This window comes from Brenneria tiliae (genome assembly GCF_023347575.1).
GTDB classification, from domain to species: domain Bacteria; phylum Pseudomonadota; class Gammaproteobacteria; order Enterobacterales; family Enterobacteriaceae; genus Brenneria; species Brenneria corticis.
Genome location: NZ_JAKPCB010000103.1, coordinates 358,501 through 380,303, shown reverse-complemented (window position 1 = coordinate 380,303; position 21,803 = coordinate 358,501). Strand labels below are relative to the sequence as shown.

General features: G+C 54.3%; 19 protein-coding genes. 13 read left to right on the top strand and 6 right to left on the bottom strand.

What is annotated here, in order from left to right:
• Positions 1-281: 281 nt before the first annotated feature.
• The 3 genes from MFP24_RS22545 to icd form a co-directional block, all read right to left on the bottom strand.
• Positions 282-1,502: a Zn-dependent hydrolase gene (locus tag MFP24_RS22545; protein WP_249232430.1), complete on the bottom strand. Its 1,221-nt coding sequence runs from the start codon at positions 1,500-1,502 to the stop codon at positions 282-284.
• Between the two features lie 385 nt (positions 1,503-1,887).
• Complete coding sequence (locus tag MFP24_RS22540; protein WP_136167856.1) at positions 1,888-2,202, bottom strand: hypothetical protein; 315 nt, start codon at positions 2,200-2,202, stop codon at positions 1,888-1,890.
• 94 nt (positions 2,203-2,296) lie between these two features.
• Positions 2,297-3,550 (bottom strand): NADP-dependent isocitrate dehydrogenase, encoded by a 1,254-nt coding sequence (gene icd, locus MFP24_RS22535; protein ID WP_249232431.1) that lies wholly within the window; start codon positions 3,548-3,550, stop codon positions 2,297-2,299.
• A 132-nt stretch (positions 3,551-3,682) separates the two neighbouring features.
• On the opposite strand from icd, the gene rluE reads away from it, so the two are divergent.
• From rluE to MFP24_RS22490, 9 genes are all read left to right on the top strand, one after another.
• Positions 3,683-4,306, top strand: a complete 624-nt coding sequence (gene rluE / locus MFP24_RS22530; RefSeq protein WP_249232432.1) for a 23S rRNA pseudouridine(2457) synthase RluE — start codon at positions 3,683-3,685, stop codon at positions 4,304-4,306.
• Positions 4,299-4,745 (top strand): NUDIX hydrolase, encoded by a 447-nt coding sequence (locus MFP24_RS22525; protein WP_249232433.1) that lies wholly within the window; start codon positions 4,299-4,301, stop codon positions 4,743-4,745. The genes rluE and MFP24_RS22525 overlap by 8 nt, the downstream gene beginning before the upstream one ends.
• 95 nt (positions 4,746-4,840) lie before the next feature.
• The gene (gene mnmA / locus MFP24_RS22520; protein ID WP_249232434.1) at positions 4,841-5,953 is read left to right on the top strand and encodes a tRNA 2-thiouridine(34) synthase MnmA; all 1,113 of its coding nucleotides are present in this window, start codon (positions 4,841-4,843) and stop codon (positions 5,951-5,953) included.
• 416 nt (positions 5,954-6,369) lie between these two features.
• Positions 6,370-6,852 carry a hypothetical protein gene (locus MFP24_RS22515; RefSeq protein ID WP_249232435.1) on the top strand — a complete coding sequence of 161 codons (483 nt, stop codon included), beginning with the start codon at positions 6,370-6,372 and terminating at the stop codon, positions 6,850-6,852.
• Positions 6,853-7,788: 936 nt separating this feature from the next.
• Complete coding sequence (hflD, locus tag MFP24_RS22510) at positions 7,789-8,415, top strand: high frequency lysogenization protein HflD (protein ID WP_249232436.1); 627 nt, start codon at positions 7,789-7,791, stop codon at positions 8,413-8,415.
• Positions 8,416-8,634: 219 nt separating this feature from the next.
• A complete protein-coding gene (gene purB, locus MFP24_RS22505) occupies positions 8,635-10,005 on the top strand; it encodes an adenylosuccinate lyase (RefSeq protein ID WP_249232437.1) in 1,371 nt (456 codons plus the stop codon).
• Positions 10,006-10,276: 271 nt separating this feature from the next.
• The gene (gene phoP / locus MFP24_RS22500) at positions 10,277-10,969 is read left to right on the top strand and encodes a two-component system response regulator PhoP (RefSeq protein WP_249232438.1); all 693 of its coding nucleotides are present in this window, start codon (positions 10,277-10,279) and stop codon (positions 10,967-10,969) included.
• Positions 10,962-12,416 carry a two-component system sensor histidine kinase PhoQ gene (gene phoQ, locus MFP24_RS22495; RefSeq protein WP_249232439.1) on the top strand — a complete coding sequence of 485 codons (1,455 nt, stop codon included), beginning with the start codon at positions 10,962-10,964 and terminating at the stop codon, positions 12,414-12,416. Before phoP ends, phoQ begins: the two co-directional genes overlap by 8 nt.
• A gap of 66 nt (positions 12,417-12,482) precedes the next feature.
• Complete coding sequence (locus MFP24_RS22490) at positions 12,483-13,604, top strand: ribosomal protein uL16 3-hydroxylase (RefSeq protein ID WP_249232440.1); 1,122 nt, start codon at positions 12,483-12,485, stop codon at positions 13,602-13,604.
• Positions 13,605-13,665: 61 nt separating this feature from the next.
• Here the strand turns inward: MFP24_RS22490 and pepT are convergent, their stop codons facing one another.
• A complete protein-coding gene (gene pepT / locus MFP24_RS22485; RefSeq protein WP_249232441.1) occupies positions 13,666-14,898 on the bottom strand; it encodes a peptidase T in 1,233 nt (410 codons plus the stop codon).
• Between the two features lie 409 nt (positions 14,899-15,307).
• On the opposite strand from pepT, the gene potA reads away from it, so the two are divergent.
• Genes potA through potD form a run of 4 tightly spaced genes read left to right on the top strand, consistent with a single transcriptional unit; the run spans position 15,308 to position 19,125 of the window.
• Positions 15,308-16,423, top strand: a complete 1,116-nt coding sequence (potA, locus tag MFP24_RS22480) for a spermidine/putrescine ABC transporter ATP-binding protein PotA (RefSeq protein ID WP_249232442.1) — start codon at positions 15,308-15,310, stop codon at positions 16,421-16,423.
• Positions 16,407-17,267: a spermidine/putrescine ABC transporter permease PotB gene (gene potB, locus MFP24_RS22475; RefSeq protein ID WP_249232443.1), complete on the top strand. Its 861-nt coding sequence runs from the start codon at positions 16,407-16,409 to the stop codon at positions 17,265-17,267. The genes potA and potB overlap by 17 nt, the downstream gene beginning before the upstream one ends.
• Complete coding sequence (potC, locus tag MFP24_RS22470) at positions 17,264-18,040, top strand: spermidine/putrescine ABC transporter permease PotC (RefSeq protein ID WP_136167779.1); 777 nt, start codon at positions 17,264-17,266, stop codon at positions 18,038-18,040. The genes potB and potC overlap by 4 nt, the downstream gene beginning before the upstream one ends.
• 41 nt (positions 18,041-18,081) lie before the next feature.
• Positions 18,082-19,125 carry a spermidine/putrescine ABC transporter substrate-binding protein PotD gene (gene potD / locus MFP24_RS22465; RefSeq protein WP_249232444.1) on the top strand — a complete coding sequence of 348 codons (1,044 nt, stop codon included), beginning with the start codon at positions 18,082-18,084 and terminating at the stop codon, positions 19,123-19,125.
• Positions 19,126-19,176: 51 nt separating this feature from the next.
• Here potD and MFP24_RS22460 read toward each other — a convergent pair whose 3' ends face one another.
• Both MFP24_RS22460 and feoB read right to left on the bottom strand, forming a co-directional pair.
• On the bottom strand, positions 19,177-19,404 hold the full coding sequence (locus MFP24_RS22460; RefSeq protein WP_249232445.1) for a FeoC-like transcriptional regulator: 228 nt from the start codon (positions 19,402-19,404) through the stop codon (positions 19,177-19,179).
• Between the two features lie 46 nt (positions 19,405-19,450).
• Entirely contained in the window at positions 19,451-21,784 is a 2,334-nt protein-coding gene (gene feoB / locus MFP24_RS22455; protein ID WP_249232446.1) for a Fe(2+) transporter permease subunit FeoB, read from the bottom strand.
• Positions 21,785-21,803: the final 19 nt, after the last annotated feature.

Here is a 21,803-nt window from a genome sequence, read left to right as displayed (position 1 = left end):
TAATAGCGCGTATAATTCCCATTTATATAAAAAACAAGGTTACTTTCCCTATCGCAATGCATTAATTCAACAATCACCCCAATAATGTGCAACGATTGCACCATTAAATATCTTTGCGATAGGTTGATTGAATATTTTATTGCACCACAATCGAACAACCCATTTTGGATATTAGCCAGGCTAATTAGAATAGCGAAAAAGATGTTTACTCCGGAGAGTAAACACGGGCGCGTATTTCTTTTTTTACTTACTGCGGATATACGGGTTGCGGGACAAAATGATTACATCGCGCGCAGCAGCACGGCATTAAGCAGGACGTCACACCCTTTGGTCACATCATCCGGTAATGCGGCTTCACTCTCGTTATGGCTGATGCCGCCGACGCAGGGAATGAAAATCATGGTGGTCGGGCAATGTTTCGAGATATTGATCGCATCATGCCCGGCGCCGCTGATAATCTCCCGCCAGGGATAGCCCAACGCCTGTACCGCGCTACGCACGGTAGCAATACAGTCGCGATCGAAATGCGTGGCGGGGCTTAGCCAGTGCCGTTCAATATGGAGCGTCAATCCCCGTGCCGCGGCAATATCGGTTAACCGCCGGCGCACGCTGGTTTCCATCGCCGCCAGGACCCGATCGTCGGGATTGCGCAAATCCAGGGTAAATTTCACCCGGCTGGGAATGGTATTACGCGACGATCCTGGGATCTCCACCTGGCCGATGGTGAACAGCCCGCCAGGAAAGTTTTTGCGCAGCGACGGCTCCAGCGACGTCAGCATTTCCCCCACGCCGAACAGCGGGTCAAAGCGCGATTTCATCGGCGTCGTGCCCGCATGCGCGGAAACGCCGACCACATCGATATCCAGCCAGCAGATCCCCTGCCCCCCGGTCACCACGCCGATGGGAATGCCCTCCTCTTCCAGCACCGGGCCCTGTTCAATATGCGCCTCGTAGTAGGCATCGAACGTGCGGGCCAGCGGCGTATTCCCGGCATGGCCGATATCGGCGAGCGACTGGCGAATGCTGACGCCGTCGCGATCGGTGATTTCCAACGCGTTTTCCAGCGCCAGCGCCCCGGTAAACACCGCCGATCCCAGCATCGCCGGCGTGAATCGCGCTCCTTCTTCGTTGGTCCAGACGGCAATCTCCAGCGGCTGTTCGGTGGCAATCTGGTTGTCGTTCAGGGTTCGGATCACCTCCAGCCCCGCCAATACGCCGTAAATCCCGTCAAACCGGCCGCCCTTCGGTTGCGTATCAAGATGACTGCCCATCACTATCGGATTCGCCTGCGGATTTTTCCCTGCGCGCCGGGAAAAAAGATTGCCAATGGCGTCAAAATAAATACTCATTCCGGCATCCCGGCACCATCGAATAAATAACTCCCGTCCCTGTTTATCTTCCACGCTCAATGCCAGACGCGTATTTCCCCCCGCGGCCGTCGCGCCGATTTTCGCCATCTCCATCAGGCTGTTCCACAGACGCTCGCCATTCGCTTGCAACATTCCCGGCTCCTTAACCCCGTTATTATTCATCAATATTATTTTTCAATAATAAAAATATTCGCCATTTACTTTTTATTTTATCTCTTTCTGACACTGCCGGTGTCAATCTATTATTTTTAATAGCCGACATTAATATTATTAATAACCTTACTTCATAAATATTCCCCACATACTCTATACCCTAAATAATTCGAGTTGCAGGGAAAAACGTTACGCGGCCGGGCAGATCATCACATAACGCCTCGCGATGATCTTTGCGGCGGTTCTTTGTTTCTATCGGGTAAATAATAATCCGGTTCTTACGGGGGTATCCAGTTGGCCCGCTAATGGACATTTCAGATAGACAGGGCCACGCAAGGCGACCCGATACAACATTAGCGCTTTATTATTCAAAAGATTGAATGGAATTAACCTTATGCTGAAAAACATAGGGATCGGAGATTAATTCAAATTTTTCATCATCGGGATAGGTGACGGCCACATGATAGTCGTCACCGGCAAATTGCCGAACGGCCGCAATATCTTGCCAATAGGTAGCCAGAAAAAAATGTTCGTAGTCTCCCTGCGTTTCCTGGCGCACAAACGCCGCCAGATTGCCGGCGATGCTCCGCGCGTGCTCAACGCCGGTAATTTGCAAATGATTAGAAAAGGCTTCCGCTTTACCTACGGGCACACACCCATGCCAGGTTCTTACAATCATTTTTACCTCAATTAACTCGGCCATCTCGTAACGGTAGACAAATACGCAAACGGGAGCACCCGGCTCCCGTAAAACATGCAAGTGACGAAGCCACTTACATATTATCGATAATGTCCTGCGCGAACTCGCTACATTTCCGCAGTTTAGCGCCTTCCATCAGACGTTCGAAATCGTAGGTCACGGTCTTGTTGCGGATCGCGCCCTCAACGCCTTTAACAATTAAATCCGCCGCTTCGAACCATTGCAGGTGACGCAGCATCATTTCAGCGGACAGAATAACGGAGCCCGGGTTTACTTTATCCTGACCGGCATATTTCGGCGCCGTGCCGTGAGTCGCTTCGAACAGCGCGCATTCGTCGCCGATATTGGCGCCCGGCGCAATACCGATACCGCCAACCTGCGCGGCCAGCGCATCGGAAATGTAGTCGCCGTTCAGGTTCATACAGGCGATAACGTCATACTCCGCGGGACGCAGCAGGATCTGCTGCAAAAACGCATCGGCAATCACGTCTTTTACTACGATATCTTTGCCGGTATTGGGGTTTTTGATTTTAACCCACGGGCCGCCGTCAATCAGTTCACCGCCGAATTCTTCACGCGCCAACTGGTAACCCCAGTCTTTAAAGGCGCCTTCGGTGAATTTCATGATGTTGCCTTTGTGTACCAGCGTGACGGAATCGCGATCGTTGGTAATGGCATATTCAATCGCCGCACGCACCAGCCGTTTGGTGCCCTGCTCGGAACACGGCTTGATGCCAATGCCGCACTGTTCCGGGAAACGGATTTTATTTACGCCCAGCTCTTCGCGCAGAAACTTGATGACCTTATCGGCTTCCGCTGAGCCCGCTTTCCACTCGATGCCCGCATAAATATCTTCCGCGTTTTCACGGAAGATCACCATATCGGTCAGCTCCGGGTGCTTGACCGGGCTTGGCGTGCCTTCGTAGTAGCGCACCGGGCGCAGACAGACATACAGATCCAGCTGTTGGCGCAGGGCCACGTTCAGCGAACGAATCCCGCCGCCCACCGGCGTGGTCAGCGGGCCTTTAATCGCCACGCGATATTCGCGGATCAGGTCCAGCGTTTCTTCCGGCAGCCACACGTCTTTGCCGTAAATCTGCGTTGATTTTTCGCCGGTGTAGATTTCCATCCAGGAGATAGCGCGCTTGCCCTGATAGGCTTTTTCTACTGCGGCATCAACAACCTTGATCATCGCCGGCGTTACGTCGACGCCAATGCCGTCCCCTTCAATAAAGGGAATAATCGGATTCTGGGGGACGTTCAGCTTGCCTTGAGCATCAACGGTAATCTTTTGACCCTCTTGCGGTACCACTACTTTGCTTTCCATTAACCTCTCCTTCGAGCGCTATATTTGTTAATGACTTGTAAGACGTGTGTCGATACTACTTGAATATTTAGCCCGCGCCAATCGTAAACCATTTCGAGTATAATGCTTTTGTTATTCGCGGCTATAAAGATGATGAATAAATTCTCTGTTAAAAATCACCAAGTTAAACGATTCAGCTCACAGGCGACGAAAAAACGCGGCGCCGTGGGGCCGCGGCGCGTGCTGTTGTTCAATAAACCCTTTGACGTACTGCCCCAGTTCACCGACGAGGCCGGACGCGCCACCCTGAAAGACTATATTCCGCTCGGCGATGTCTACGCCGCCGGGCGTCTGGACCGTGACAGCGAAGGGCTGATGATCCTCACCAATGACGGCAGGCTTCAGGCCAGGCTTACCCAGCCGTCGCAAAAGACGGCAAAAACCTATTACGTTCAGGTTGAAGGCGTTCCTGATGAAGCGGCGCTGGCCCGGTTTCGCCGCGGCCTGGAGCTTAAAGACGGTAAAACCCTGCCGGCGGGCGTTGCCATCGTTCCCGAACCCGACTGGCTGTGGCCACGCCACCCCCCGATTCGGGAACGAAAAAACATTCCCGTCTGCTGGCTGAAAATCACCCTGTATGAGGGGCGCAACCGTCAGGTTCGGCGTATGACGGCACATATCGGTTACCCCACGTTGCGCCTGATCCGCTATGGCATGGCGAATCAGAACGTGGAAAACCTGTTACCCGGAGAATGGAAGGAGATCGCTGATGTTTAAGCCACACGTTACCGTAGCCTGCGTTGTTCAGGCGGAGAACCATTTTCTGGTGGTCGAAGAGTTAATTAACGATAAATTGTTATGGAACCAGCCCGCCGGCCATTTAGAGGCCGATGAAACGCTGATTCAGGCCGCCACCCGGGAGTTATGGGAAGAAACCGGCATTCAGGCCGCGCCGCAGAGTTTTCTGCAGCTGCACCAGTGGATCGCCCCTGACCGGACGCCGTTTCTGCGCTTTTGCTTTGCTCTCGACCTGCCGCAGCGGCTGGCGACGCAGCCGCATGACAGCGATATTGAATGCTGCCGCTGGCTGACGGCGGAAGAGATCCTGCATTCCAATCAGCTGCGCTCGCCGCTGGTGGCGGAGAGTATTCGCTGCTATCAACGCCCGCAACGCTATCCATTAACCCTGCTGGGCGCCTTTAACTGGCCTTTTTAGCGTATAGCGCCGCGGGAATAGCGGTGCAGGCCCCGGCGCAACATGATAAAATGCGCCGCTCGTTTTTCGCTTCAAATTCAGTTCGTGAGACTCCCATGTCAGATAACAGCCAGAAAAAAGTGATTGTCGGTATGTCCGGCGGTGTTGATTCATCGGTTTCCGCTTACCTGTTGCAGCAACAGGGCTATCATGTTGAAGGCCTGTTTATGAAAAACTGGGAAGAGGACGACGACACCGAGTATTGCTCCGCGGCAACCGACCTTGCCGACGCTCAGGCCGTCTGCGACAAACTCGGCATTGAGCTGCATACGGTTAATTTCGCCGCCGAATACTGGGATAACGTCTTCGAACTGTTCCTGGCGGAATACCAGGCGGGCCGCACGCCGAACCCTGATATCCTGTGCAATAAAGAGATAAAATTCAAAGCCTTCCTTGAGTTCGCCGCCGAAGATCTGGGCGCCGATTATATCGCCACCGGTCACTATGTGCGTCGTCGCGACGTCGACGGCAAAAGCCGTTTACTGCGCGGGCTGGACGGCAATAAAGATCAGAGCTATTTCCTCTATACGCTCAGCCATGAACAGATTGCGCAGAGCCTGTTCCCGGTGGGCGACCTGGAAAAACCGCGGGTGCGCGAAATCGCCGCGCAATTGGATTTAGCCACGGCCAAAAAGAAAGACTCCACCGGCATCTGCTTTATCGGCGAACGCAAGTTCAGCGATTTCCTGGCCCGCTATCTGCCGGCGCAACCGGGCCCGATACTGTCCGTTGACGACGGCAAACCCATGGGACAGCATCAGGGGCTGATGTATCACACCCTGGGACAGCGTAAAGGGCTGGGTATCGGCGGCGTCAAGGACGGCGGCGAAGACCCCTGGTATGTGGTGGATAAGGACGTGGAAAATAATATCCTCTACGTCGCCCAGGGACATGAGCACCCGCGCCTGATGTCTGGCGGATTAATCGCCCAGCAGCTGCACTGGGTTGACCGTCAAGCGTTAACCACGGAATTACGCTGCGTGGTGAAAACCCGCTATCGGCAAGCCGATATTCCCTGCACCGTCACCCCGCTTGGCGCAGATCGCATTACCGTTCGTTTTGATAAACCGGTGGCTGCGGTAACCCCAGGACAGTCCGCCGTTTTCTATCAGGACGAGGTTTGCCTGGGCGGCGGCATTATTGAAGAACGTTTACCGTTTATAAGTTGATCGCCATTTAACAGTAAGCGGCAGTGGAAAACCGCCGCTTACTCAATTAATCTATTCCGGCTAGCAAGATCTATCCCGGGGTGAGCGACGGCCCCGCCAGGTGAAGTATTCCGGTATATAAATCTTGAGCAGTTCCATCACTACATCATATATAATTACAACAACAGCCAATCGTGACGTTTGAGATAGTGGCACTTAGTGTTCTATTAAAGACAAGGAAAGTACTATGATTGAAAGCTCATATTTAAAAGCAAAAATGCAATCTGACAGAGAGTTGGCTCTGAGACCTTCAGAGTCTAACTGGAGAACAAGGTGAAGCCTTATATAACGGGATGAAACGTTTAACATGGTATACGTCGTGTTTTTTTGATAATTATCAGGACGTATGCGAAAATTTAAAAAATGAAGATCACCGAATGATTAAATCCATCAGACAGGTGTTTGAACATCCAGACGTCATCTTTGACATGGTGAAAATGTATATAGATATATTACTCCGCCATGTAACGGATGAAGACATAAAGAAAATACAAAAAATCTTATTGAAAATCTCCAGCACATATGCAGGAACAATCCTTACAAATCAAACAGTTGCATATACTGTATCAAGAGCAATTTGTTATAATTTTAGTTTTAGGTTTTCGGTAGAAAGAATAATAAACAAATATTCTAACTTTGCTGTAATGGGATTAGGTTTGTATGGACGAGTTCAATATGCTGCTGAGGCAGCAGAACGGTTGAAAACAATGAATTTTACTTACTATAGTGTTCTTTATGCTGCCCAACTAGAAATGCTCTATTTTATTATTGAACCACATATATCAAAGAGTGTTTATTTGGGAGGGAATGCATCTACTTCTGATAGATTAATCTCAATAATTGACGAGTTAGTCCGATGAGAAATTTTCTTAAAAAACGGCTGGCAGATTTTTATGAGTACATTTTGTACACTCATATCCCGATCGTGGTGATAATATTATTCGCTATTCTCGCCGACCATTTTTATCCAGAGCATTCATTGGGGTTGACATTCGGGTTCATTATTTTCGCATGCATTTTTCTCGGGATTTTTATCTGGCATAAAGAACGGAGGAAACGTGATAAAAACACCTCTGATTAAAGCGGATTCCATATTATCTGCAACAGTATGACCTGAAATCACAAAACAAGGCGAATAGTGAAATTAACCTTTTAAATCAATGGGATATTTTATGAGAAAAATAATCATCACGTTAAGGAATATTATTTTATTTTTAGCATTTATGTTTTTTTATTTTCAATATATATTTGGCTTTATCTTTAAAAAATTCACTTCGAATCAGATAATCAATACTACTGATTCAATTTTTCTCGCACGCATAATAGGAACGTATAATACGTTAATAACAATAATGCTGTTTTTTTCCGTGTTGTTATCCCTGATAACGATAAAAATAATTTTTATCGTTATCAAAAAAATCAAAAGTAAAAAAACGCTTGATTAACGTTACCGCTGGTCCCGCCCGCCGCCTGAACCATTGTCAGCATTGTAACTATCGCGCTTGGCAACAATAGCCTCGGGATGCAATATTTTCCATCCTCATGGCATTGAATAATCATGGTAATACGGCGTGTTATAGATTGTGGATATGGTGCTCAATTCGCTGGGTTTATACCGCCATTTGTGGCATCATCTACAGCATATTGTTCCAGTCATTGTTGTTGAAGCATGAGATCATCCCCATCACCCGTGGTTATCACTCGATACCCGAAGATACAGAAAACTTTTCAAATGTTGACGCCCTTAGTGTTTACTCATAAGAAAAATACCATTAAGAACGTTTACAGGAGTGATCGTGGCCAAGAATTATCATGATATTACCCTGGCGCTGGCGGGTATCTGCCAGGCCGCCCATCTGGTGCAGCAGCTGGCCCATAGCGGCAACTGCGATAACGACATTCTGCGCACATCGCTCAACAGCATTCTGGTGGTGAATCCGGCGTCGACGCTGGCGGTATACGGCGATGCGGAAAGCAATCTGAAAACCGGGCTGGAAACCCTGCTGGGAATATTGAATACCAGCGGCAAAGGTCCGGGCGCCGAGCTGTCGCGCTATGCCTTCAGCCTGATCGCCCTTGAGCGCAAGCTGCACGCCAAAAGCGCGGCGCTTGACGAACTGGGTAATCGCATCGGCCAGTTGGAACGTCAGTTGGAGCATTTTGAACTGCTCTCTGATACGATCGTCGGCGCGCTGGCCGGTATTTATGTCGATGTGATCAGTACCCTGGGGCCGCGGATTCAGGTGACCGGCTCGCCGGAGATACTGAAAAACAGCCAGATCCAGGCCAGGGTGCGCGCGGCGCTATTAGCCGGTATTCGTTCCGCGGTGCTGTGGCAACAGGTGGGCGGCGGACGCCTGCAGCTGATGTTCTCCCGCGGTCATCTGATAAAAGAAGCGAAACAGATATTGGCGCGCTGCTGAGCAGCGATTAAGCTGCGGAGCCAGGCGCGCGAATCGCCGGTCGGCGAAAGAAAGAGATGCTCTCGGCAGATCCCCGCCTACGCGGGGATGACGTTTCGCCTACGCGGGGATGACGTTTCACCTACGCGGGGATGACGTCCCGCCTGCGCGGGGATGACGAGCGATGGGCCGACAGTGTTATATTTATTTTTATTAAAACCGATCCAGGAGTTGCTTGCGATGGAATTATCCTCACTGACCGCCGTTTCCCCGGTAGATGGCCGCTACGGCGATAAAGTCAGCACGTTACGCGCTATTTTCAGCGAATTCGGTTTGCTGAAGTTCCGCGTACAGGTTGAAGTGCGTTGGCTGCAAAAATTGGCGGCCTGTGCCGAAATCCGGGAAGTTCCTGCATTTGACGCCGACGCAAACGCTTTCCTCGACCGGATTGTGGCGGAATTTGACGAACAGGACGCCGAGCGCATTAAAACCATTGAGCGCACCACCAACCATGACGTTAAGGCCGTTGAGTATTTCCTGAAGGAAAAAGTCGCCTCCGTGCCGGCGCTGCACGCCGTCAATGAATTTATCCACTTCGCCTGCACCTCGGAAGACATCAATAACCTGTCTCATGCGCTGATGCTGGACACCGCGCGCCGCGAAGTCATTCTGCCCCACTGGCGCAAGATCATTGATGCATTGGCCGATCTGGCCCAGCTATATCGCGATATTCCGCTGCTGTCGCGCACCCACGGCCAACCGGCCACCCCCTCCACCATCGGTAAAGAGTTCGCCAACGTCACCTACCGTATGGAGCGGCAGTACCGTCAACTGCAACAGGTCGAGATTCTGGGTAAAATCAACGGCGCCGTGGGTAACTACAACGCGCATATCGCGGCCTATCCCGACGTCGACTGGCACCGGTTCAGCGAGAGTTTCGTCAACTCGCTGGGGATTGTCTGGAACCCGTACACCACCCAGATCGAACCCCACGACTATATCGCGGAACTGTTTGACTGCATTGCCCGCTTTAACACCATTTTGATCGACTTCGACCGCGATATCTGGGGTTACATCGCCCTGAATCATTTCAAGCAGAGAACCATCGCCGGTGAAATCGGCTCTTCCACCATGCCGCATAAGGTCAATCCGATCGATTTTGAGAATTCGGAAGGCAACCTGGGGTTAGCCAACGCCGTATTGGGACATTTGGCCGGCAAACTGCCGATCTCCCGCTGGCAGCGCGATCTGACCGACTCCACGGTACTGCGTAATCTGGGCGTGGGAATTGGCTATGCGCTGATCGCTTATCAGGCGACGCTTAAGGGCATCAGTAAACTGGAAGTCAACCGCGACCACCTGAGTGACGAACTGGATCACAACTGGGAGGTGCTGGCGGAACCGATTCAAACGGTGATGCGCCGCTACGGCATTGAAAAACCATATGAAAAACTGAAAGAGCTGACGCGCGGCAAACGCGTCGACGCCGCCGGCATTCAGGTATTTATCGACGGGCTGGACCTGCCAGAAGCCGAAAAAACCCGGCTGAAAGCCCTGACGCCGGCGAATTACATCGGCCGGGCTATTAAAATGGTCGACGACCTGAAATAAGCGCGACACCACCGGCGGGCCGCCCGCCGGTTACCCCGCAGCCCTTCCCCTTTTCCGCCGGTCCCGTTTATCCGCCGTTTATTATCTATGTGGATAATTTGCTGGATTAATATTGCATATAGTCTGAATAATTCGAGCTGCAGAAAAGCCGACGCGCATGCAACTTGAAGTATGACGGGTATAATACGATTAATTCCGATTGCGGATGACTATGATACGCAAACAGAGTTTGCCTATGGACCGTTTTGCCAGTGTGACAGAGGAAACAGCGATGCGCATTCTGGTTGTCGAAGATAACGTTTTATTACGCCATCACCTTACCGTGCAAATGAATGAAATGGGGCATCAGGTCGATGCCGCCGCAGATGCCAAAGAAGCCGATTATTTCCTGCGCGAACACGCCCCGGATATCGCGATTGTCGACCTCGGGCTGCCGGATGAAGACGGGATGAGCGTTATCCGCCGCTGGCGTTCGCAGCAGGTCAAATTACCCATTCTGGTGCTGACGGCGCGCGAAGGCTGGCAGGACAAAGTGGCGGTGCTGGAAGCGGGCGCGGATGACTACGTCACCAAACCTTTCCATATGGAGGAGGTCGTCGCCCGTTTGCAGGCCCTGATGCGCCGCAATAGCGGACTGGCGTCGCAGATTATCAGCATCCCGCCGTTTGAAATCGACCTGTCGCGCCGAGAAGTGATGATTACAGGGGCGGCGATAAAGCTGACGGCATTTGAATACACCATCATCGAAACCCTGATCCGCAACAGCGGCAAAGTGGTCAGCAAGGAGTCGCTGATGCTGCAGCTATACCCCGATGCGGAGCTGCGCGAAAGCCATACCATCGATGTACTGATGGGGCGCCTGCGCAAAAAAATACAGAGCGCCGGTTCACCGGATGTGATTACCACCGTGCGCGGCCAGGGCTATCGTTTCGACATTGCCACCGTTCAGGCGCCGAATGAGTAACGGAAGATCGCCTTTCTCACTGCGCGTCCGCTTTCTGTTAGCCACGGTCGCCATTGTTCTGGCGCTGTCCCTCTCTTACGGCGTGGTGGCGATTATCGGCTACAGCGTCAACTTCGATAAAACCTCCTTCCGCCTGCTGCGCGGTGAAAGCAACCTGTTTTATAGTCTGGCGCAGTGGCGGGATAACCAGTTGACCATCGCCACGCCGCCGGATATCGATATCAATTTTCCCACGCTGGTTTTAATTTACGACCAACAGGGGAAAATACTGTGGCGGGAAAAAGACGTGCCCGAACTGGAAGCGCTGATCAACCCCGACTGGCTGAAAAAAACCGCCTACCATGAACTGGATACCGATACCGATACCAGCAACGCCGTGCTGAAAGGAAATACGCTGGTGCTGAATAGCCTCAAAGCGCTTAACGGCATCCACGCCAATACGCTGACGCACTCCATCGCCGTGAATGTCTATCCGCACACCGAGCACCTTCCGCCGTTGACCATCGTGGTGGTGGACCGCATCCCGCAGGAGCTGCAGCAGGAGGATATCGTCTGGGAATGGTTCAGCTACGTGGTTATCGCCAATCTTATTCTGGTTCTTCCCCTGCTGTGGCTGGCCGCGCACTGGAGCCTGCGGCCGATCAAAAATCTGGTCAGGCAGATTGCCGAACTGGAAAACGGCACCCGCGAACAGCTGGATGAAAACCCGCCGCGCGAACTGTTCAGCCTGGTGAGAAATCTAAACATTTTATTGAACAACGAGCGCCAGCGTTATCACAAATACCGAACCACCCTGACCGACCTCACCCACAGCCTGAAAACGCCGCTGGCGGTGTTGCAGACCACGCTGCGGGCGCTGCGCACCGGCAAGGAGACCAATATCGATCAGGCGGAACCCATTATGCTGGCGCAGATAAGCCGCATCTCGCAGCAAATTGGCTATTACCTGCACCGGGCCAGCGTGCGCTCCGAACACCATATGCTGATGCGCGAAGTGCATTCCGTACCCGCCATGTTGGACGGGCTGTGCTCGGCGCTGAATAAAGTTTACCAGCGCAAAGGGGTGGAGCTGACGCTCGACATTTCGCCGGAGCTCACCTTTATCGGCGAAAAGAACGACTTTATGGAAGTATTGGGCAACGTGCTGGATAACGCCTGCAAATACTGTCTGGAATTTGTGGAAATCAGCGCCCAGCATTCCGATCACAAACTGCATTTGATTATCGATGACGACGGCCCCGGCATCCCGGCAGGCAAACGGGCGCTTATTTTCCAGCGCGGCCAGCGCGCCGACAGACTGCGTCCCGGCCAGGGGATCGGCCTGTCGGTGGCGGCGGAAATTATCGAGCAGTATCAGGGCGAGATCATCATCAGCGACAGCAAGTTGGGCGGCGCCCGGGTAGAGGCGATATTCTCCCGCCAGAACCCCGGTCCGCATGAGGCATGAAAGTCGGTACAGCCAACGGCGCTTCCGCTATAATTGCTGCAGCCCCCGCTTTCAGGAAAACATGGTATGGACTATCAACTCAATCTCGACTGGCCGGATTTCCTGGCCCGCTACTGGCAAAAGCAGCCGGTTATCATCAAACGCGGCTTTAATCACTTTATCGATCCCATCTCACCGGATGAGTTGGCCGGTCTGGCATTGGAAAATGAGGTCGACAGCCGTCTGGTCAGCCACAATGACGGCCGCTGGCAGGTCAGCCACGGGCCGTTCGACAGCTTCGATCACCTGGGCGAGAACAACTGGTCGCTGCTGGTCCAGGCCGTCGACCACTGGCATGAACCCTCTCTGGCGCTGATGCGTCCGTTCCGCCAACTGCCGGACTGGCGGCTGGACGACCTGATGATCTCGTTTTCCGTTCCCGGCGGCGGCGTCGGTCCGCACCTGGATCAGTACGACGTTTTCATTATTCAGGGAACCGGCCGCCGCCGCTGGCGCGTGGGGGAAAAGGTGCCGATGAAACAGCACTGCCCTCACCCGGACCTGCTTCAGGTCGAACCGTTCGACGCCATCATCGATGAAGAGATGGAGCCGGGCGATGTTCTGTATATTCCGCCCGGATTCCCGCACGACGGCTATTCCCTGGAAAACTCGCTCAACTACTCGGTGGGCTTCCGCGCGCCGAACGCCCGCGAGTTGTTGAGCAGCTTCGCCGATTATGTGTTATCCCGCGAACTCGGCAGCCATCGCTATAGCGATCCGGATATTCCCGCGCGCCAACATCCGGCCGCCGTTCTGCCGCAGGAGCTGGACCATTTACAGCATATGATGCTGGAACTGGCGCAGCGGCCGGAGCATTTCCAGAACTGGTTTGGCGAATTTATTACCCAATCGCGCCATGAGCTCGACCTGGCGCCGCCGGAACCGCCCTATCAGGCCGGCGAAGTCTATGATTTTCTGCAACAGGGGGAGCAACTGCACCGTCTGGGCGGATTACGCGTGCTGCTCATCGGCGAAAACTGCTTTGTCAACGGTGAGCTAATCGACAGCCCGCATAAGCCGGCGCTGTCGGCGCTGGCCGAGCATCACGTGGTTGATGCCGCCATGCTGTCGGAAGCGCTGGACGATCCGGCGTTTCTGGCGCTGCTGACCATATTGATTAACAGCGGCTATTGGTATTTCGCCGACTAGGCCGCGGTGAACCAGCCCTCCCGTTCATCGGGGAGGGCGGCTTTTCCGGCGGTTTTTATTTTTAGCCTTTGGCGCGTAATGCGGTGAGTTCGGCGATACGCATAATCACCGCCACCGACTGCTCCATGCCTTCCAGCGTGACGAACTCATGTTTGCCGTGATAATTGTAGCCGCCGGTAAACAGATTGGGACAAGGCAGCCCCAGGAACGACAGATGGGCGCCGTCGGTGCCGCCGCGGATGGGCTTAAGCACCGGTTCGATATCGCAATCGCGCATGGCCTGCTGCGCCAGCGCGATAATATGCGGATGCTGCTCAACCTGCTCGCGCATATTGTAGTAGCTGTCGGTTATCGTCACCTCGATATAGCAGTCGGGATGCAGTCCTTTTCCCACTTTTTCCGCAATATCCAGCATTTTTTTCTTGCGCTGTTCAAACCCGTTGCGATCAAAGTCGCGCACGATATAGTGCATTTCCGCCCGCTCGACCACGCCTTTGATGCTGTGCAGATGATAAAAGCCCTGATAGCCGTCGGTGTTTTCCGGCGTCTCATCGGCGGGCACCTCCTGATGATAGCGTGCGGCCAGATTAAGCGCGTTGACCATCACCCCTTTGGCGCTGCCGGGGTGGACGTTATTGCCGACGATTTTCACCGTCACCGAGGCGGCGTTAAAGTTTTCATACTCAAGCTCCCCCACGCCGCCGCCGTCGACGGTATACGCCCATTGCGCATTGAACGCCGGCACGTCAAAGAATTGCGCGCCTTTGCCGACCTCTTCATCCGGCGTAAAGGCGATGCGTATCTCCCCGTGCGGCACCTGGCGTTTTCGCAACCGCACCAGCGCGGTGATAATTTCCGCGATGCCGGCCTTGTCATCCGCGCCGAGCAGCGTTTTGCCGTCGGTGGTGATCAGCGTATGTCCCAGCAGCCGATGCAGTACCGGAAACATCACCGGCGAAAGCACTTCGTCGCCGATGCCCAGCGCGATATCGCCGCCGCGATAGTTTTCCACAATCTGCGGATTAACGTGCTTCCCGGAATAGTCGGGAGAAGTATCCATATGGGAAATAAAACCGATGGTCGGCACCGACCAGGCAACGTTGGCGGGCAGCGTGGCCATAACGCAGCCATGCTGGCTTAGCGTGACCTGCTCAAACCCCAGTTCGAGCAGTTCCTGTTGTAATGCGCGGGCAAGCTTCAACTGACCTTCGGTACTTGGCACCTGCCGGACACTCGCTTTTGATTGCGTATCAAAAGAAACGTAATTTAAAAATCGATCGAGTAATTTATCCATCGCTATTGCCTCTTGAACCCTGCGTTTCATTATGGGGACGGCACCTAAGGCAAATATTGCGTCAGGTCAGTTTTTACCGTGTTAGCACGCGCAGGGAAAACCTTGATGTTTATCCGCCGCGGCGCTCAAATAACGGCATAAACCCGGCGGCGCACCGACTGTAACTTACAAAGTTCACTCAATAAAACAACAAGCATACAACATAATGATCCGGCGTATTATCCGCTCGGCACGGGATTTGTGCTGGTTATCGCTAAGTATCGCGGCACAAGTTGGCGTTCGGCGCGCTTTCCCGTAGAATGCCGACCCTTAACTGAGCTCGTAGGCTGAAAGGTGATAACCCTTGACATAGATCGCGCCGAATACCCGCGTAGATGCGTCATACCAGGAAATAGAGCAATAACCCTAAATGAAAGATAATCGTCCTGCTACTCCGGTCGTTGAACTGCTCGACGTCCATAAAAGTTTTGATGGCAAAGAGATCATTTCCCACTTTAATCTCACCATTAATAATGGTGAGTTTCTTACCATACTCGGCCCTTCCGGCTGCGGGAAAACCACGGTGCTGCGCCTGATCGCCGGTCTGGAAAACGTGGACGGCGGCAATGTCATCCTGGATAACGAGGATATTACCCACCAGCCTGCCGAGCATAGGTATATCAACACCGTATTCCAGAGCTACGCGCTATTCCCCCACCTCAGCGTTTTTGACAATGTCGCCTTCGGATTACGGATGCAAAAAACCCCCGAGGCGCAAATTGCCCCGCGCGTGCTGGAAGCGCTGAAAATGGTGCAGTTGGACGAGCTGGCGCCGCGCCGGCCGCACCAGTTGTCCGGCGGACAGCAGCAGCGCGTGGCGATCGCCAGAGCCGTGGTGAACAAGCCCAAGGTTCTGCTGCTGGACGAGTCGCTCTCGGCGCTGGACTACAAACTGCGCAAGCAGATGCAAAACGAGCTGAAGGCGCTGCAACGTACCCTGGGCATCACCTTTATTTTCGTCACCCACGATCAGGAAGAAGCCCTGACGATGTCCGACCGCATCGTGGTGATGCGCGACGGGCGCATCGAACAGGACGGCACGCCGCGTGAAATCTACGAAGAGCCGCGTAACCTGTTCGTGGCCAGTTTTATCGGTGAAATCAATATATTCGACGCGACCGTTATCGAACGGATTGACGACCAGCGCGTGCGCGCCCGGGTTGAAGGCTGCGAGTGCGTCATCGCCGTCGGTTTCCCGGTGCATGCCGGGCAGCACCTTAATGTGCTGCTGCGCCCGGAAGATCTGCGGGTAAAAGAGATCGACGAGGGAGCGCAGACGGACGGCATCGTCGGCTATGTGCGCGAACGTAACTATAAGGGCATGACGCTGGAGTCCAGTATCGAGCTGGAAAGCGGCAAAATGGTGATGGTCAGCGAATTCTTTAACGAGGACGATCCCGACGTGGACCACTCGCTGGATCAGAAAGTGGCGGTCACCTGGGTAGAAAGCTGGGAGGTCGTTCTGCACGATGAAGAAGCCGCGTAAACGCTTTCAGAACACCATTATCACCATTATCGTCGCCTGGCTGGTGCTGTTCGTTTTCATGCCCAATCTGATGATTATCGGCACCAGTTTTTTAACCCGCGACGATGCGAACTTTATCAGCCTGGCGTTTACCCTGGATAACTACGCGCGGCTGGCCGATCCGCTGTACGCCTCGGTCTTGCTGCATTCGCTGAATATGGCGGCCATTGCGACGCTGTGCTGCCTGCTGCTGGGTTATCCTTTCGCCTTTATTCTGGCGCGCCTGCCGCAAAAGGTGCGCCCGCTGCTGATGTTTTTACTGATTGTCCCGTTCTGGACCAACTCGCTGATCCGCATTTACGGGCTAAAGCTGTTTCTGAGCACCCGCGGCTACCTGAACGAGTTTTTACTGTGGATCGGCCTTATCGAGTCGCCTTTGCGCATCATGTACACCTCGCAGGCGGTGATTCTCGGTCTTATCTACATACTGCTGCCGTTTATGGTTCTGCCGCTCTACTCCAGCATTGAAAAGCTGGATAAATCCTACCTTGAGGCCGCCCGCGATCTAGGCGCCGGCAAATGGCAGCGCTTTGTAAAAATCATTATTCCGCTCACCATGCCCGGCATTATCGCCGGCTGCCTGCTGGTGCTGCTGCCGGCGATGGGGTTGTTTTTCGTGGCGGATTTAATGGGCGGCGCCAAAAACCTGCTTATCGGCAACGTAATTAAAAGCCAATTCCTGAATATCCGCGACTGGCCGTTCGGCGCCGCCACCAGCATCTGCCTGACCTTGATCATGGGGCTGCTGCTGCTGGTTTACTATCGCACCGCCCGCATGCTGAACAAAAAGGGGGAGCTGGAATGATAGGACGTCTGCTGCGCGGCGGATTTATGTCCGTTATTTACGCCTATTTGTATATCCCCATCATCATCCTGATTGTGAACTCGTTTAATCAGGCGCGTTTCGGCATCAACTGGCAGGGGTTTACCCTCGACTGGTATCGGCTGCTGCTGAATAACGACAGCCTGTTGCAGGCCGCGCAGCATTCGCTGACCATGGCGGTATTTTCCGCCACCTTCGCCACGCTGATCGGTTCGCTGACCGCCGTGGCGCTCTATCGCTATCGCTTTCGCGGTAAGCCTTTCGTCAGCGGCATGCTGTTCGTGGTGATGATGTCGCCGGATATCGTGATGGCCATCTCCCTGCTGGTGCTGTTTATGCTGCTGGGGATATCGCTGGGATTCTGGTCGCTGCTGTTTTCCCACGTTACCTTTTGTCTGCCCTTTGTAGTGGTCACCGTCTATTCGCGCCTGAAAGGGTTTGATGTGCGAATGCTGGAAGCCGCCCGCGATCTGGGCGCCGGCGAGGCGACCATTCTGCGCAAAATCATTCTGCCGCTGGCGATGCCCGCGGTGGCGGCCGGCTGGCTGCTCAGCTTTACCCTGTCGATGGACGATGTGGTGGTGTCCTCTTTCGTCACCGGGCCGGCCTATGAAATCCTGCCGCTGAAAATTTATTCGATGGTCAAAGTGGGCGTATCGCCGGAAGTGAATGCGCTGGCGACGATTCTGCTGATGCTATCCTTATTGCTGGTGCTCGGCAGCCAGTGGGTGCTGCGCGACCGCAGCGGTAAATAATAACGGGTATAACCTTTGGGACCTATAAGGAGATCGACGCAATGAAGAAGTGGCCACATCTGCTGGCGGCCTGCGCCATGGCATTCAGCCTTAACGCGGCGCAGGCCGACGCCGGTAAAACGCTCTATTTCTACAACTGGACTGAATATGTTCCCCCCGGCCTGCTGGAACAGTTCAGCAAAGAAACCGGCATCAAGGTGATTTACTCCACCTATGAATCCAACGAGAGCATGTACGCCAAGCTGAAAACCTATCAGGACAGCGCTTACGATCTGGTGGTGCCTTCGACCTACTTTATTTCCAAAATGAGTAAGGAAGGCATGCTGCAAAAAATAGATACCAGCAAGCTCGGCAACTTCCATCATCTCGACCCCAACCTGCTGCACAAGTCGTTCGATCCCCATAACGACTATTCGGTCCCCTATATCTGGGGCGCCACCGCCATCGGCATTAACCGTGAGGTCATCGATCCGGCCAGCGTCGACAGCTGGGCCGACCTGTGGGATCCGCAGTATAAAAACAGCCTGCTGCTGACCGACGACGCGCGCGAGGTGTTCCAGATCGCCCTGCGCAAGCTGGGCTATTCCGCCAACACCACCGATCCGCAGCAGATAGAAGCCGCCTACAAAGAGCTCCGGAAGCTGATGCCCAACGTGCTGACGTTCAATTCGGACAACCCTGGAAACCCGTTTATGGAAGGCGAAGTAAACCTGGGAATGGTGTGGAACGGCTCGGCCTACGTGGCGCGCCAGGCCGGCACGCCGCTGGATATCATATGGCCGCGGGAGGGCGGGATTTTCTGGATGGATAGCCTGGCTATTCCGGCCAACGCTAAAAACGTCGAAGGGGCGATGAAAATGATCGACTTCCTGCTGCGCCCGGAAATAGCCGCGCAGGTGGCGGAGACCATCGGCTACCCGACGCCGAACCTGGCGGCGAAGAAACTGCTGCCGCCGGACGTTTCCGGCGACAAGACGCTGTATCCCGATGAAGCGGTGATTAACAACGGCGAATGGCAGAACGACGTCGGCGGCGCCAGCACGCTGTATGAAACCTATTTCCAGCAGTTAAAGGCGGGACGCTAACCGCTATTCCCCGAACGGCAGGCGGATGCCCTGCCGTTCGGGAGAACAAAACTACCGGCCGGCCCACTCATAATACTGACCCAGGCTTTTATCGCACGAACAGCAGCTGCCGCACGTTTCACCGACCTCGGCCTGATAAAGGCGTATTTTTCCTTTCTGCACCCAGACCGCCAGCATCCCTTCGATAACGCCCGGATCGGCGCGAAACGCGCGGCTGATATCCTGCAATGACGCCCGCTTTTGCTGTCGCACATAATCGCGTAATTCAATTAAGCTCATATATCCTCCGAACAGGCGGCATGCCCCCGCCTGCGGAATTCACCACTCAGGCGCTTTCGTTCAGGTTATGCGCCGCGACCCGCGGGTTGGCGCCGGCACTGCGCCGCAGGCAAAGCACGGTTATCAGCAACGCCAACAGCACGCCGGCGATCGCCAATGTTGAATACGCCGGATGCTGGGCAAAGCGTCCGATCTGATAAACCAGCACCGCCGCGCCGTAACCCAGTTCAATGGTCCAGACCACGCAAAACAGCGTCCACGCCGTGCCGACCTCGCGCCAGATAGCGGCTACCGCCGCCACGCAGGGAACATACAGCAGCACCATCAGCAGGTAGGCGAACGCCCCCAGCCGGCCGTCAAACAGCTGGCTTATCACCGTCAGCGACGTTACCGAAAATTCGTTTTCCTCGGCCACCGCCGCGCTATCGCTTAAATCGCCGACCTCAATGCCCAGCGGATCCAGCAAGGCGCCGCCCAGCCCGCTAAGATTTTCAGGAATGGTCGCCAGCGCGCCGACTATCCCCGCCTGCAGGCTGAACGGCTCTTCCGGCTGCGCGGCGTCCTCGCTCTGCGCTTCCGCCATGGCGCCATAGAGCGAATCCAGCGTCCCCACCACCGCTTCCTTGGCGAAGATGCCGGTAAATACGCCGACCGCCGCCGGCCAGTTTTCCTGTTTTATGCCCATCGGCGCGAATAGCGGAACGATTTTTTGCCCGACGGCCGACAGCACGGATTTATCGCTGTCCTGATTGCCGAAGCTGCCGTCCGTCCCCATCGAATTGAGAAAACCCAATACGGTGACCACGATGACAATCAGCTTCCCGGCCCGGAAGATAAAGTTTTTCAGCCGGTCCCAGGTGCGGATCAGCACGCTGCGCAACCCCGGCAGATGGTAGGGCGGGATCTCCATAACGAAGGTGGATGCCTCGCCCTGCAGCGCGGTGTTTTTCAGCATAAACCCGGTGGCGACCGCGGCGATAATCCCCACCAGATACAGGCCGAACACCAGATTCTGCCCGCCGCTGGTAAACAGCGCGGTGGCGAACAGCACATAGACCGGCAGACGCGCGCCGCACGACATAAAGGGCGCCATCATCACGGTGACGATGCGGTCGCTCTGTTTTTCCATGGTGCGGGTGGCCATCACCGCCGGGACATTGCAGCCGAAGCCGACAATCAACGGCACAAACGCCTTGCCGGGAAGGCCGATGCTGCGCATAAAACGGTCCATAACGAACGCGGCCCGCGCCATATAGCCGGAGTCTTCCAGATAGGACAGGAACAGATACAGGCAGCCAATCACCGGAATAAACGTCGATACGGTCTGAATACCGCCGCCGATGCCGTCGGCGATAAGCGTTTTCAGCCAGGCGGGGGTATGGACGGCAAGCAGCAGTTCCCCCAGACCGTCGACAAAAATAGTGCCGAAGAACTGATCGAAGAAATCGATAAAGGCGCTGCCGATATTGATGGTGAAAACAAACATCAGGTACATCACCAGCAGGAATATCGGGATGCCCAGAAAACGGTGCAGTACGATGCGATCGATTTTATCCGTCAGCGTGGCCGACATTTCGCCGCGGCGGGTAATTACCGCCGAGGCGATCGCCGAGACAAACCGATAGCGGGCATCGGCGAGGAAAATATCCAGCTCGTCCTCATAGCGTTCGATCAGCTCCGCTACCCTGGCGTCCGCCATCGCCAGCTGCGCGGCGGGAACAGCGGCGCGCACCGTGGCGTCGCCCTCAAGCAGCTGCAGCGCCAGCCAGTAGGGATTTTTTACGCCGGCCTCTTCAGACAGCCGTTGCGCCATCTCTTTGGCCGCCAGCTGCAGCGGCTCATCGTAAGGAATGGCGACGTCGGGAGTTACCGGATGGGCTACCGCCGCGGCACAGGTCCGGCGCAGGTTTTCGATGCCTTTTTTCCGGCTGGCGGTAATCGGAATGACCGGACACCCCAGACGCTGCTGGAGCGCCGCAATATCGATGTCCAATTTACGCGACGCGGCGATATCCATCATATTAACGGCGACCACCATCGGGACATTCATATCCAGCAGCTGCGCGGTTAAATAAAGATTTCGCTCCAGATTGGAGGCATCGACGATATTCAATACCAGATCCGCCGCGCCGGATAAAATATAATCTCTGGCGACGCGTTCATCTTCCGAGCTTTCCGACGAGGGGTTAAGCGAGTAGACGCCGGGAAGGTCGACCAGCGTAGTGAACTGGTTTTGATAACGATAGCGGCCGACCTTTTTCTCTACCGTCACTCCCGGCCAGTTGCCTACCGTCTGCTTACCGCCGGTAAGCACATTGAACAGCGTCGTTTTACCGCAATTAGGGTTGCCGACAACACAAATAACCGGTTGCGCATCCATAAGTTTTCCTACCTGATTT